A 14,628-nucleotide genomic window follows, 5' to 3' on the forward strand; every position below is an offset into this window, starting at 1 on the left:
AAAGTAACGAGTAACGAGTATGGATCTTAGGGGCAGGCGGGGTTGTCGGCTTTTGTTTGGCGCAGATTGACTTGATGGGTGTCGCTGCCACTGACAATGGCTAGTGTGTTCTCCTTTTGGGCAATATCGACGCTGTTGATGGGTTTTGAAAACTTGGCAATTTGTTTTTTGTCCATTACTAAACCTGAAGGGTTGAGACGCCACAGGATGACTCGACCATCGGCACCGCCGCTGACGAGATAACAGGCATCTTGGGTGAGGGCGATGGCATTGACGGGACGCTCTTGGTGACCATCTGTCCACTGGTCGGTGGGTGAACAATTGGCATTATCGGTCCAGCACTGGTTAAGATTCCAGAGACTAATGCGACCCTGGTTATCGGCAACTGCCAGGCGCGTTGGCTTATTGTCAGCGGTGTCTAGGCTGGTAATGTAATTGTCTTCTTGACCTGTAGCATAGGGGATAGAGCTGATTTGGTCAGTTTGGGGATCCCATAACTTGAGCTGATTGCGGCGACCGCCAATGACCAGGGCTAAGGGATCTTCCGGTGCAGTTGTTTTATTGAAGAGGATCCCTTGCTCAGGGGCAAGGCTTGTGGGGGCCATGGCCTGAACTGCAAAGTTAAACTGTTGTTGTTGAGCCGGTTTCGAAAGTCTAGGGCGATTGTCTAGGTCTGGTAGATACCAGCGTAAAACTAGCCCACTACCGTGGGCGCTAAACAAACTGCGGGAATCGGCGCTAAATTGTAGGTCAAAGACGCGATCGTCTGGCTGGAAGACCATTGGTTTATTGGTTTCCGCGAGTAAATCCCACAGTTGAATTTCTCCATTTTCTAGCCCAGCTGCCAGAATATTGTTGTTACGAGGACGGTAGTGAACGACTCGCACCGCCTTTTCTTGCATTGCTTTGTTCGGGGGCAGCTTATTTAACCGTTGGAGTTGACTCTTTCGGAGTTGGCGAAAGAGCTGCCAACGGCCAATGGTATTGTCATTGGAGCCGCTAATGACCATGCTGGCTTGCCCGTCAAATTGCACGCTATTAACGGGGCCTTTATGGTCAGATAAATGTTGGTAGAACCACCTTAGACCTAGTGCCATTAAGAGCAGTCCTAAACATTGCAGCCAAAATGGAACTCTAGGGGGGACCGCAAGCCGAATCTGATGTTCCGGAGGGTCAACGATAGTTTCTTGCAGTTGGGGGTGGAGCTGAAACTGTTGTCGGCGTCGCCATCCCCACCAGGGGACCTTGGGTTTGATGTTTAAGGCCAGGGTGGTGACTTCTCCAGGTTTGAGATCAACCTGAGATGGTCTTAGGTGCAGGCAATGGGGGGTGGTGCGAGCTGGGGTGGGAACGGTGCGTCGTAGGAATGACTGCAATCGCTTGAACCAGGGGATATCGATGCGGTTTATGTTGAGTCTGACGGACTGTACTACATTGCTGGCGTTGTCCAGGGTGATTCTGTAGGTTTTGGATTTAGAGGCTTTGGTAGATCTGGATCGGGGGTTATGGGTGGGAGAGGAAGGGGGGTACGATCGCACCCCCCACAGCTCAACGTCATCGACCTCATCCATCTCCCTAGGGTCTTTATGCAGCTTGGGATTCACCGTCGCCAGGTCACAGTCAAAGAGCAAAGAACCCACGGGTAACACGGTCAGGGTAGCCGCCTGCTGTACCGGCTGAGCCTGAATTTGACGTGCCTCCACCTGAAACCCATAGTCTCCGTGGATCGCTTCACTGAGATCGGGCAGTTGGCAGATAAATAACAGCTCAGATCGGCCCTGGGGCGGCAGCTGTAGCCGTCGTTTATGGCCATCAATTAACCAGTTCTGGTTTAAACCCGTTAGCTCCACTTGCAGGTTGGCCGTATTACGCTGACAGTTTTTAATCACTACCGGAATATCAATAAGCTCCCCTGGTTTGCCCTGAAATTCCGTTGTCGCTATGGAGATTTCCAGGGGAATACTGCCTGGGCCTTTAACCTCTAAATTGATACTTTGTCGATCTTTTTCTCCCAATTCTAAACAGGTGACATTCACATTGAGCTTCATCTTGCCAGTGAAGCCACCGGCAATGGGGGGCAAGGCCAATAGATTAACAATAAAATTAGCCTGATCCCCGGCTGGAATCTTGGCAGAGATATCCGGCGTCAGGCGATACCAATCAGGGCTGGCATTAGGCCTAATGCCAGGTGCCGATAGCTCCAGGGTAAAGGTGGCAAAAAGATTACTGAGATTATTGACCATCACCTCAAACTGGTCATGGCCGTCGCCAACTTGAAGAGACTGGGTAGATAGCTGGGTCAAAATCTGGGTAGCCATGGGTCTTAGACCGGTTGAGAACGAGGGGATGAATCGGCCATCAGCCACTGGTGGAGCTGACGATGACGGGCAGCAAACGTGAGGAGATTAACGCCAAATTCCTGGGCCGCACGAATCTCTTCTCGATCGAGATATAGGTCATCATTGGCACCCCAGGCCTGGAGTAATGGCCCCATTAACAGCACCACCCCACCCCAGTGATATAGCCCAATGGGTCGTCGCTGCACCGTTGGCAAATGGCTAAAGTGAAAGGGCTGGGTCTGCACCAGGGAAAACTCTCCCTGACGCACCCTATCCGCCGCTGTTGCTGTGCTAACGGTGGCTGACAGTCCTTCAATCTCTAGAAATGTGTGAATGGGTGCGGCCAGGTTAGCCACTTCGTCGGCAATGCAAGTTTGCAGGGTACTTAATTCTGCTTGAGCACTTTCTCGTAATGATTGAGCACTGTGGGCGGGGGTAGCGGCGATGGCCTGCTGCAGTTCTAGCTCGGCCTGATACAGGTCCAAGACATCATGATCCACAATTGCCTCGATGAGCAACACCCCGCCCTGCTGCAAATAGTCAGCCAGCCGGTGCTGATGGGGACGGGGTGTACGACAAAACTCATCGTAGTCAATGTAGCTGAGGTCCCCTGTTAGGGGGGTATCCACCATGTGCCCCTGGAGTCTAGGGGCGAGGCTCGGTAAGGCGGCAAATAACGCCTGAAACTGAGCCACATTGTTAGACGAGGATGACCATAAATCGACTCCACAGGTGAGGGATGAACGAGCCTGAACCGGTTGGCGATGACGTAAATCTAGCTGATTAACATCAGGGGAAAAGACATTGTCTGGGTTAGTGAGCGCCTGTAACCCTGGCCCCAATCGTACCCGACAAAGCTCTACCTCATTCGCCTCAGCAGGCACATCTTTTTCAATAATCTGAAACGCATCCTGAACGATTTCTGCTTCCATTTGGGAGGCCTGTTCCGAATGCTTGAGCACAATATAAATTGTGGTTTCTTCGGTGGGCTGGGCCGACAGATAACAACTCTCAGGACAAGAGACAACAATGGGGTTACCCTGGCCATCTATCGCCAGCCCCGGTTGAATCGTCAACCATCGCGGATGGCGATAGCGACTGGATGCTTGCTCTGGAATCTCAGCTACACACACCCCCAGGCCATCGACAATACCTCCCTGGTGTAGCGACTGATAGTGGATGGTCTGACGGGTTTGATGGTAGCTGTGGGCCACCTGCCACAGGTTGGCCGTAATCAGTAAACCGTCGTTGACGTGGAGACGTTGGAGGGGTTGGAGGGGCATGGGGGAGAGGAAGTAAAAAGTAAAAAGTAAGAGGTAGGAGTGAGAGAGTCTGATTTGCTACTCGCTACTTGTTACTTTTACTTCAACTACTGTCCACCCCAGCTTCAATCACAAGATCGTAGCTACAAAAGGCAGGCTTTTCCTGGTCAATGATGGTACGAATTAAGGATTCATCCAGGGGATGGTTCTCGGGGGGGCGTAGTCGTACGGAAAAGTGGCAGGGACGGCTGCCTCCTAAGATTGCTGAGGTGCCGATGACGGCTTGGCCCAATACATGGCCTGGGCTAAAGGTCTCGTGGATGCCAATAGCTTTTTGGGATTCGTCGGGAATATGTTCATCCAGGGGCAAGCCGCTGGCCAGGTGTAGATAAAACCGTAATCCTCGTCGGGTGCCGCGCCATCGGTAAATCTCCATGGCGTAGCGAATTAGCATCCGTTGTTGTTCCAGGCTCAGGGGCACCTGAAATGACCAACCCACCCAATGGGCCAAAAACGGCAGCATCGCGCGCGGGGCGGTTAGCGGATCTAGATAGGCCCACAGGTGGTCCAGAATATCAACGGTGGGTTCAAAGGTGGTCTCAAAGATTTTGAGAAATCGACCGACAATATCGGTGCGGCGGTAAATATCGGGTAGAAGGTCTAGATATTTACTGGGGGGACGTACTAAGAGTTGAAAGGGGGTGAGATGTTCTTCGGCATCACCCCGTTGGGAACTGGCGGTGACTTTAAGTTGGCCTTTGTAATCTAAGCGTAGGGGTAATTGACTGGGGGAGAGGGGGCGTTCAAAAAAATCCGTTGGACTAACAAAGTAAAATACCGTCTCCATTTGATGGTGCGCAGGCAGTGTCGAGCCTTCTGTGTGAATCTGGCACCAGCCTGAGGGAATATCTCCCATGATCGTAAACTGAAGTGTGAGGTTCGCGTCCCCTCGATTTTTTATTCGTACCACCAACTCATTGGGTTCTCCTGGTTGTAGCTGTAGCTGGGTTGTGAGGGAGGATGGCAGGGGGCGGGGAGTGGCGATGCGAGACAATGTGCTAGAGGGGGAAAAGCTAATTGCCGAGCCAGAGGCAAGATCTGGTTCCTGCAAGGGCACCAACTCAAGGTCGATCATGCGTCCAGTTTGGGTCTGTGCCATGGTACGTCCCCCTAACGAATGACCCTAATGGTATGGCCAGTAGACAGCTGAGCGTCGTTCCAGGAACAGATGAGACCCAGGGGATCGGGGGTGACGACGTTGTCTGGAGCCAGCCGCCGTACCCATTCCGTTTCTTGGTCTGTACTCTGATCTGTACTCTGATCTGTGCTCTGGTCTGCGGCCTGCTGCCGACGTTGTTGTCGAATTTCGTATAGGGTCACTGCGCCCAGATACCGTACCCCGGTCATGGTTTGCAATAGCGTAATGATATCTGACGGATAGACGGGGGTACCAAAGGGCCAGCCTTCTCCCTGGGGGCCACCGGTCAATGGGTTTAAGAATCGATATAGGGCCACCTGCAGCTCCTGTAGTATGGCCTGTTCCGCTTCTGGTGAACTGTAGCTAGGATCCAGAGCCACTTCGGTGGTCACACTCACCCCCACATAATTAGGAGATACAAGCTTTACCTGCAACCCCAGGGGACGTCGTTCGTTGAGATAGTTGAGCACGGTTTGGCTTAGCTCTGGCGTGAGACCCAGCGCTTCGGGGGAAATACCTAGACCCGTGTCAAGGTCCCCCAGGTTGGTTTTGGGCACAACAACAACAGTGATGATGCCAGGTTTGTCGTTGAGTGCATGGGGGCAGAGACTGCGGGCCACAGTGCCTGCACCTGCTTCTAAGGCCAAGGCTTCAAAATCTTCGGCGGTGACGGCGCGATCGCGAGTGCGCAACAATTTGGGTACCCGCAATACGGCGGACTCCAGGGATTCCGCATCAGCGCCATAGAGGGCAGCCCGATAGTTGGTCACAGATGCCACATAGGGTACAGCCGACTTAATCACCCGCAGTGTATTGGCTTGCACATTGCCCTGTTGGCCGCCGCCGGTGCGATAGGCCCGCATAGTCAGCACCGCCCCTCTAGGGGGCACAGCCCCATGCTGTCGTTCTAGCAATTGGGGAGAAGCGGCCAACACAGCCGCCGCACCAGAAGCATGGAAAGACTGTTGGTGGGCGCGTAGCTGGGTGGCAGTTTTTAACTGGGCCGGTTCACGGATCAAGGGACCAAACTGGATTAAACCCGTTAGTGAATCTAAGGTGTAGTGGAGATCTTCCGGTCCCGACTCAGCAAAGTCAGATACCTCCTGCCACACTTGCTGTAGACCATTGGTTAAGGTGGCCACCAAAGACTCTGAACCCTGGCGCGGCAAAATCGGCGTACTTTGCAACTGAAACGTTTGTCCTGACTGGCCATTACTTTCCCCCAGCAGTTCATTGTGGATGGTCTCACATTGGTGGGCATTGACCGTGCCCCCTGTGGACCGCGCCGCCACACTAATCAAGCGAGGAGAACTGCCATAGGCCGTTGTTCCTACCATCGGCTCAGTGCAGACACACCGAATCCACCTTCCCCGACGACCAGCAAAGTCTGTGGCTGGAAAATGTTGGGGCAAATGTAAGACAATTTCCCCCTGCTGCACTGCACTGTCACTGCCGGAATTGTAAAAACTAAACCCGTGGGTGTCATCGTCAGTTTCCTGCATCAATATCGTAGAGACCCAGGTCTCACCATTCCAAGCCTCCCAACGACGAGGCGGTGCTGCGGGCAACAGGCCGGTGGGTGTAGCCGCCTCGCCCTCTATCTGTAACGCAACAACGTTGCCGTCTAGCGCTTGGTCAGCATCAAGCACCACATAAAAACAATTGCCAGGTTGGGGTGTGGGGCTAAAAATCTCCTGCTCTGCCCCGGTCCAACGACCGTTGGGCTGGCGAGTCCAGCGTACCGACAGACGATCCTGTAGTGTTGTCGGCTGCAGTTCGTCGGTCTCTGCCGTTAAAAGATGACGGATATGGGGTAGCCCCACGGTGAGGGGACCGTCGGTACTAAAAATAATTGCCTCTTCCGTCTCCGTCCGTTCGGTGGCCACGGCCACTGAGGCTGGAATGGTATAGGGCTCTGGCAAACTGGCAGATAAATAAAAGGTAAGGGCCGTCTGCGCCGGTACCGGCGGCTGTAAGCGAATGCCCAGTAATTCTAAAAAAGCAACATAGTGACGTCGCGGCACCTGGTTAAACCGCATCATCATTTGATCCGTCAGCCAGCCAAACAACTCCACCATGGTGATCCCCGGATCACTGGGATTATGGTTGGTCCATTCTGGACAGTAGCGGGGAATGCGCAACAAACATTCTTCCACCAGTTCTTTGAACTGACGGTCGTCAAGGTTGGAGTTGGGGAGCTTTGGGAGGAAGTCGAATTCCATTGTAGAGCTTTAGGGGGCGGGGAGAGGGGGAGGAAGGTTTTTTTCAATTTTTACTTTTTACTGTTCAATTTTTACTTTATTACCCCTCAACCGGAGTGAGATAAAACGGATAAACCAAACTGCGACGATGGTGAGTTTTGCGAATACGATAGTGCACCGTAATCTGTAAACTAGACGCATCTGGCAAAGGATCCGCCGTCACCGCATCAATTTTGATGCGGGGCTCCCATTGTTGTAAGGCTTCACGGGCATAAATTTGAGCCAATAACAAGGTGTCATCGTTGAGGGGGGCAAAAACAAGTTCATGGAGTCGAGAACCAAAATCAGGTCGATAAAGTCGTTCTCCGATGCGCGTTCCTAAGATAATAACGATAGATTCTTCCAGGTTGCGATAGTCATGACTTAGCTGAAAACTTCCTTGCTTGGTTAATCGCATGGGAAATCCCCAGCCTTCGCCTAGGATGTGTCGTCGTTTTTGTGACGGGTCTTGAACTGACGCCATAGGGCATGCATCCACTAACAATTACATGGGATATCTCAAAAGGGAATAGGAATAGTACAAAACATAATACTGAGTTATGTAAAGTTTGAATTGATGTTTAACAACTACCTCTCCTTAAGCAGCTACCGTATATACACATCTGGAAGATTATTAACATCGGCAATGGCGGCAATGGCTCCCCTTATTCAAGGAGAACCAGTTATGTCCAAACCAGATAAGAACAAGGATGTAGACTTCTCGCTAACTGAAAAACAGTGATGTATTACAGGATGGCGATTACTTGATTTTGTTTAGAGATTTTTCCTAATAATAGACATGTTTTGGATAACTAGCATTTCTTTTACAGATGTTTTGGAATTGACTCTATTTGATTACCGTTCAGCCGTTAATTGTTAGATAAGTTAAAAAATGGAGAGTGTCTGTAACTTTGAGCGATCAATATTGCAGATATTTGCAACAAAAATCATGGAATCCTGGTTTGTGTGTTGGTATAGTCATGAAGCTTGCTAGTATAACAGTCAGCTACTGCGAACAAATCATCTGTTGCGAACAAATCATCGTGGCTTTGCGCTCATTTCCTTACTAAAATATTTAAAGGAGCCCCCTCTAATATGGCTAAAGAGCAGGTTGTAAAGCTTTATCGTGAAGCTCAAGCGAATCCTAATTTGCGAGATTCTCTTAATTTAGCTCCCAATGCTGAGTCATTTGTGATGATGGCAAATCAACGGGGTTTTTCGTTTACGCTGAATGAATGGCAAGACATGATGCGGTTTTCCGTGGAAGAGCTTGATTGCGAGCTATCGGAGATTCCAGGGATTTAGGACGGGCATGAAACCGTGATATTAACCCCCCATTGAATATTGGCCAATAACTCGAAGGGTGGGCACGACCCATCAATCGTGTGATATGGCCTACAAATAATATCTCTTGCTATTGTTTGTCACTGGTGGTGGGTAATGGTTGGTATTGGTTCCATGCCGAAACGTGTTCCATGGGTGTTACCCATCCTACGGATTGTTCTGTTGTAAAACAGCCCGAGGTGATTTTTCTATCTTGTTATGAGTAACTCGTTGGCCATTGCAGCGGTCACTACCACATTGCAGTCTCTGATTAACCAGGGTCTGCGTAATGTGGTTGATAGTGCGACGGTGACGGCACAGACCCTGGAAAAGTCTCAGGGCAATGGTGACAGTAATCGGGTGAATCTGTTGCTCTACCATGCGATGCCTAAGCTTGAGCTGGGCCACCAACAGCCGATCCATCCCAGAGCGAAGGTGAGAACGCCGCAGAAAACTGCTGTTGCCCTGGATCTTTATTATTTAGCGGTAGCCTATGGGGAAAATGGTAGCGAGGCCAAAAGCCATGGGTTGTTGGGGCGGGTGATTCAGTTTTTGGCGGATGGCATCACCCTGCACCCAGACGAGATTGAAATCGCGACCGCAAGAGAATTCCCAGATAGCGATTTACATCGACAGATTGAAAAGATTCAAATTACGCCTGTGGCCCTGGACTTTGAGGATATGTCGAAGGTGTGGCAGGTGTTACAACATCCCTATCGGCCCTGTATCGCCTTTAAAGTCGCCGTAATTATGATTGATACCGGTGGGTTGCCAGCGGGAGCAATGCCCGTATTAAACCGCAGTGGTGTGGAGGGTGGTCCCTTTGTCATACCGGGACTGCCGCCCCAGATTACCGGAGTGATTTTGCCCCACCGACAGCCCAGTGCGCGGCTGGGGGATCGGGTGATGATTCGGGGAGAACATTTTGATGGGGAAGCGGTGACGGTGCAACTGCGCCATCCGTTGTTGCCTGAGGCGATTGAGCTAGTACCTGAGGTGTCACCCACTTCGGCGGAGATTGTGTTGCCCCCCGAGGCCCGACTGGCCGGGTTTTGGACCGTGGCGGTGGGGGGGGTGCGGGCGTCCAGTGCGATGCGAATTAGTAATGAGTTTCCCTTGGCAGTGGCCCCCACCATTTCAGAATTGGATCCGTTGGAAATCTCGGCGGGGAATTTAACCCTGTCGTTGAGCTGTAGGCCAGCGGTGCATCCGGAGCAGCGGGTGATGTTGATCTGGCGAGATCGCACCATTGCACCTTATGAAATCTCCACGGACGACGATAATCCAGGGGCATCTCGCCTCACCTTTCGCATTCGAGAAATGACGCCGGGGGACTATCCGGTGCGGTTGCGGGTGGATGGGGTGGATAGTTTGCCGGTGGATGTGGCGACGGTGCCGCTGCGCATCGATCCATTGCAGCAGGTGAGGGTGACTATGCCATGAGCAGCTGGGCAGAACAGAATCGAGCCTATCTATTAGCGGTGTGTCGCGGGTTGCGGCTGCGGCTGCGGCGGGCCATTGGAGAAGATGCCATCACGCCGGAAATGCTGGAGGAAGCAGAAGCGGCCATTGCAAAAGCGGCGGCGATGGATCCGAAACCGGCGGCGTTGGAGCTGGGCTATCGGTTTAACTTAACGGACCTGGATCTGGGCATTTTGCTGCTGTGTGTGGCGATGGAGGTGGACCCGCAGATACCGGACCTGTGCGATCAGGCCCAGGGGAATCGGGGTTGGGCGTTTCCGACGTTTGCCCTTTGTTTTAATTTGTTTGATCAGGTGCAGTGGGATGTGATGACGGTGGATGCGCCGCTGCGCTACTGGCGGTTAGTAGAGCTGCATTCTCCCCAGCCGCAGCCGTTGCCGCAGACGATGCTGCGGGCGGATGAGCGGGTGGTGAATCATATTATGGGCTCGGCGGGGTTGGACCATCGGCTAGAAGGATTGGTGACGCCCTTGGGGCGTGGTGCGGTGCGGCTGTCGGCCAGCCAGCGGGCGGTGGTGGAAGCTCTGGGTGAGCGGTTGGCGAGGACGGAGCGAGGCCAGGCTTTGCCGGTGGTGCAACTGTTGGGAATGAGTGAGCCGACGAAGGTGTTGGTGGCGCGGGCGGTGGCGCGGGGCTTTGGCATGGGGCTGTATTGTTTGATGGGAGAGTTGATTCCGACAGGAGATACGGCGTTTACGGAGTTTTTGCGGCGGTGGGAACGGGAGACGTTTTTGTCGGCGGTGGCGCTGTATGTGGATACGCAGGAGCTGGGGGCTGATAGCTCAGGCCGGGTGGCGTTGCGCCGGTTTTTGGCGGGCTGTGATGGGTTGGTGTTTGTGGATAGTCGGGAGGTGCGGTTGCCGACGCATCGGGTGGCGATCGTGCAGGAGGTGTGGAAGCCGACGGCGATGGAACAGAGAGAGGTTTGGGAGGATATGTTGGGTGAAGGATCGGATGAGATGGCGGGGGTATTGGCGGGGCAGTTTTGTTTGAATGTGTCGGAAATTGAAGAGATAAGTAACGAGTATCGAGTAACAAGTAACAAGTTGGGGGAGGAAATTCAAAGTACTCTGCGAGAAGAGCAAAGCTCTACAAAAATCAAAATTCAAAAAGAAGAGGAAACAGTTCAAAATTCAAAGTTCAAAATTCAAAATTCAGATACTCCATCACCCCATCACCCCATCACCCCATCACCCCTTCTCTGGAATGCCTGCCTCAACCGTACTCGCCCAAGATTAGAATCCCTGGCGCAGCGGGTTGATGTGAAGGCGACTTGGGATCAGTTGGTGTTGTCGGATGAGGCGATGGGGATTCTGCGGCAGATTGTGGATCAGGTGCGGTTGCGTTCGCGTGTGTACGACGACTGGGGCTTCCGGGAGCGAATGAATCGGGGGTTTGGGGTAAGTGCGATGTTTGCGGGGCCGAGTGGGACGGGGAAGACGATGGCGGCGGAGGTGATTGCGAATGAGTTGAACCTACACCTTTATCGGATTGATCTGTCGTCGGTGGTGAGTAAGTATATTGGGGAGACGGAGAAGAATTTGCGCAGGTTGTTTGATGCTGCCGAAGAAGGTGGGGCGATTTTGTTTTTTGATGAGGCGGATGCGTTGTTTGGGAAGCGCAGTGAGGTGAAGGACAGTCATGATCGGTATGCGAATGTGGAGATTAATTATTTGTTGCAGAGAATAGAGGCGTATCGGGGACTGGCGGTGTTGGCGACGAATTTACGGGAGGCGTTGGATGATGCGTTTTTGAGGCGGCTGAGGTTTTTGGTGGAGTTTCCGTTTCCGTCGCAGGCGTATCGGCAGGAATTGTGGCGGAAGGTGTTTCCGGATAGGATACCGACAGGTGTTATTGATTACGAACATTTAGGGCGGTTTAATATTACGGGGGGGACGATCCATACTGTTGCGATTAATGCGGCGTTTATGGCGACGGAGCAGGGTAATCAGGTGGGAATGAGACAGGTTTTGGCGGCGATGAGGACGGAGTATCAGAAGTTGGAGCGGCAGATCTACAAAGCTGATTTTCAGTGGAATGGTCAGCAACATGCCGTAAAGGATTGGGAAGTGATCTCTGATGGACACAAGGACGATGGGTGCAGGATTGGGTGAAGCCGACGATGCAGTGTATTCTTTTTTGTTCTATTTGGTTCTAGGAGTGGAGAAACTGGTTGAATGATAGCCATAGCGACCATGACTAAGATCATCAGAGTTGAAAAGACGATTCATCGTAATCAGCAGCGCCTGAAACTCCTGTTTGATCGGGATGATGATTTGATGCGGCTGGTGCGACTGATTGGGGACTGTCGGTGGAGTACGACCCTGAGTTGCTGGCACATTCCTTACTATGCCAATCATCTGGAATTTTTGAATCGGAAGTTTGGTGGACAGATCAGTTTTGTGCCGATGCAGGACGTGCTGGTGCAGGAAGCAAATGAAGCAGATGCACCATCTTCTGACCAGGCCAAATTATCCAGACAGGTGCAGATCCCATCTGCCTTTGTGGAGCAGATGAAGATACGGCGGTACAGCCAGAATACGATCAAGGCCTATACTTCTACCCTGGCTCGGTTCCTCGAATTTAATAGTGATCGGGAGCCGGACCAGATCGAGCCGGGGCGCATACGCGCCTATATGCTGCATTTGGTGGAGTATACGGATCTCTCAGCCAGTTACCAAAACCAGGCGATCAACGCGATCAAGTTCTATTTTGAAACGGTGCTGGGCCGGTCGGTTGATCCCATTGTGATTCAGAGACCCAGAAAAGCGAAGAAGCTGCCAACCGTGTTGAGTGAAGAAGAGGTTGCGCTGATTTTCAAGCAGATCAACAACCTGAAGCATAAGTGTGCAATCTACTTGATCTATTCTGCGGGATTGCGGCGAAGTGAAGTTCTGAATCTTAAGCTAACGGATATTGATTCAAAACGGAATTGCATCAACATTCGGGATGCCAAAGGGAATAAAGATAGGATTACGTTTCTATCGCAGAAGGCTCTGTTGTTGCTGCGGGAGTATTACAAGCAATATCGTCCGAAGGAGTGGTTATTTGAAGGAGTCAACGGAGGAAAGTACAGTACTACTAGTCTACGTAAGATATTGCAACGGGCTGTGGAGAACGCGGAAATTAAAAAGGAGGTGACGTTACACACGCTGCGACATAGTTTTGCGACTCATCTACTGGAGCGGGGGACGGATCTACGGTATATCCAGTCGTTGCTAGGTCATAGTAGTTCGAAGACAACGGAAATCTATACGCATATTACGTCCAAGGGATTTGAGAATCTGAAATCGCCGTTGGACGATATGGATGTGTGAGAAGGTGCACATATACCGCCAAATCAGAGGTATATGTGCACCTTTTGAGTAATGACACAGTGAAAATAAACGCACTAGTGTCGTTTGTTACCAATGTTATAGGCAATGAAGAAAGCCTATAACAACCACTAAAGAAAAACTTAAAAGGTTTGAGATATGTATGAACAAGTAGAGAGGTCGAAAGAGAATAAAAGTAGAGCTGTTGCTAATTCAGTGGCGCAGAGGAAAAAGAATACGAAGCAAGGTTTTGGGTTTGTGGATAATCGTCCTGAAGCCATTATGCAGAGAAAAGTTCAAGAGGTGGCGAATAGTAGTCAACAAGAGGAAAAAAACGCTCAATTGCAGACAACGACGGATAATAATACCGAACTGCGACAGCAAACTATTCAGAAACAAATTGATATAGATGGTGTTCTTGCCACAGAAGACGAAATTGCTGGATTAAATCAAGATGAAGATGTTAATAGGGTATTGCTAGGCTGGATTGATGATGGTCCCAGACATGTATTTCGAGATTGGGTTCAGGCCATTGTGTTTGCGGATAAATTATTACGTTACGAGGAAGATGTTGAACACTTCGAAGATGTTCTTCGTCATAGTATGTCAATCCCGCCTTATTTGCCTGACTGGTTTATAAAGCGTTTAAACGAAATAGATGAACATATTCAGGATTGTCTTGGTGAAGAATTTCAAGAGTTTACTGTAATGTATATTGATCAAGAAATGCTTCGACTGCATTCTGCAATGGCTAGAGCCAAGGATCAAGCAAGAGAGGTAGAAGAAAACGAAAACAATCCGGAGGTCCCTAAATCACCAGATAAAGTTATTGCGGCGATCGTTCGTGAAGCACAAAAGGTAGATTTCACTGTTGCACAGCCAGACCCGTTTCCTCGGCGTTTCGATACTGGGTACTATGGATCTGGAAGGCCTAACGGGCGAATAAAAACTGAAGACCTTGAGGCAGTAAAGACTGGTTGGAAAAATAAAGTAATTTCTGTAATTAGTACCTTGAAGCCGTTTCAATTACGTACTGCTCGGTCAGGTAGCAATGAGAATATATGGGATTTTCAGATAGAACTTTGGGATAAAGGCTCATCCAAGTTTAGGCCAGTATTTAACTTTCATATAATTTACAAATAAGTCAGGCTATGTTTTTAATTGGTTAGGTTTGGACGAAAACTATAAAAAGGCTTGAGTGTATATCTAATAGATGAATGGGCTGAGCTAAGATCGGGAAAGCCCATAACAAAACCTAAAAGCCATTGAAAACGTCTTTTAGCCTAATTGTTAACAAGCACTCTTTCAAATTGGTGCATGATAGAAATGTCACAACTTTGGATGACGCGGATGAGTATAGGGCGGTAGGGTGCGACACCGAGAACGTAGGGTGTGACTCGTCGCACCGCTTCCAACCCACCCCGCCCCACCACCGATTACCCCAACGGCAAACCCCAACCGCCCCACCAA

At 50.8% G+C, this 14,628-nt stretch carries 10 protein-coding genes; 5 read left to right on the forward strand and 5 right to left on the reverse strand.

Annotated elements, in window-relative coordinates; all coding sequences use genetic code 11:
* Positions 1–26: 26 nt before the first annotated feature.
* From SPB21_RS34140 to SPB21_RS34160, 5 genes are all read right to left on the reverse strand, one after another.
* The gene (locus tag SPB21_RS34140; RefSeq protein ID WP_499869501.1) at positions 27–2,318 is read right to left on the reverse strand and encodes a WD40 repeat domain-containing protein; all 2,292 of its coding nucleotides are present in this window, start codon (positions 2,316–2,318) and stop codon (positions 27–29) included.
* Positions 2,319–2,323: 5 nt separating this feature from the next.
* A complete protein-coding gene (locus SPB21_RS34145) occupies positions 2,324–3,622 on the reverse strand; it encodes a hypothetical protein (RefSeq protein WP_499869502.1) in 1,299 nt (432 codons plus the stop codon).
* An 82-nt stretch (positions 3,623–3,704) separates the two neighbouring features.
* Positions 3,705–4,760: a phage tail protein gene (locus SPB21_RS34150; protein WP_499869504.1), complete on the reverse strand. Its 1,056-nt coding sequence runs from the start codon at positions 4,758–4,760 to the stop codon at positions 3,705–3,707.
* Positions 4,761–4,771: 11 nt separating this feature from the next.
* The gene (locus tag SPB21_RS34155) at positions 4,772–7,021 is read right to left on the reverse strand and encodes a putative baseplate assembly protein (RefSeq protein WP_499869506.1); all 2,250 of its coding nucleotides are present in this window, start codon (positions 7,019–7,021) and stop codon (positions 4,772–4,774) included.
* 79 nt (positions 7,022–7,100) lie between these two features.
* Complete coding sequence (locus tag SPB21_RS34160) at positions 7,101–7,523, reverse strand: GPW/gp25 family protein (protein WP_163665489.1); 423 nt, start codon at positions 7,521–7,523, stop codon at positions 7,101–7,103.
* 611 nt (positions 7,524–8,134) lie between these two features.
* On the opposite strand from SPB21_RS34160, the gene SPB21_RS34165 reads away from it, so the two are divergent.
* The 5 genes from SPB21_RS34165 (at position 8,135) to SPB21_RS34185 (ending at position 14,301) form a co-directional block, all read left to right on the forward strand.
* Positions 8,135–8,344 carry a Nif11-like leader peptide family natural product precursor gene (locus SPB21_RS34165; RefSeq protein WP_163665486.1) on the forward strand — a complete coding sequence of 70 codons (210 nt, stop codon included), beginning with the start codon at positions 8,135–8,137 and terminating at the stop codon, positions 8,342–8,344.
* Between the two features lie 237 nt (positions 8,345–8,581).
* Positions 8,582–9,805, forward strand: coding sequence for a Pvc16 family protein (locus SPB21_RS34170; RefSeq protein ID WP_499869507.1), 1,224 nt, complete (start codon positions 8,582–8,584; stop codon positions 9,803–9,805).
* Positions 9,802–11,958 (forward strand): ATP-binding protein, encoded by a 2,157-nt coding sequence (locus SPB21_RS34175; protein WP_499869508.1) that lies wholly within the window; start codon positions 9,802–9,804, stop codon positions 11,956–11,958. Before SPB21_RS34170 ends, SPB21_RS34175 begins: the two co-directional genes overlap by 4 nt.
* A gap of 81 nt (positions 11,959–12,039) precedes the next feature.
* Positions 12,040–13,161: a site-specific tyrosine recombinase/integron integrase gene (xerA, locus tag SPB21_RS34180; RefSeq protein ID WP_499869509.1), complete on the forward strand. Its 1,122-nt coding sequence runs from the start codon at positions 12,040–12,042 to the stop codon at positions 13,159–13,161.
* Positions 13,162–13,317: 156 nt separating this feature from the next.
* Positions 13,318–14,301: a hypothetical protein gene (locus tag SPB21_RS34185; RefSeq protein WP_499869511.1), complete on the forward strand. Its 984-nt coding sequence runs from the start codon at positions 13,318–13,320 to the stop codon at positions 14,299–14,301.
* The last annotated feature ends 327 nt before the right edge of the window (positions 14,302–14,628 follow it).

The sequence above is a fragment of the Leptothoe sp. ISB3NOV94-8A genome, from assembly GCF_043421595.1.
Lineage (GTDB): Bacteria > Cyanobacteriota > Cyanobacteriia > Phormidesmidales > Phormidesmidaceae > Leptothoe > Leptothoe turfae.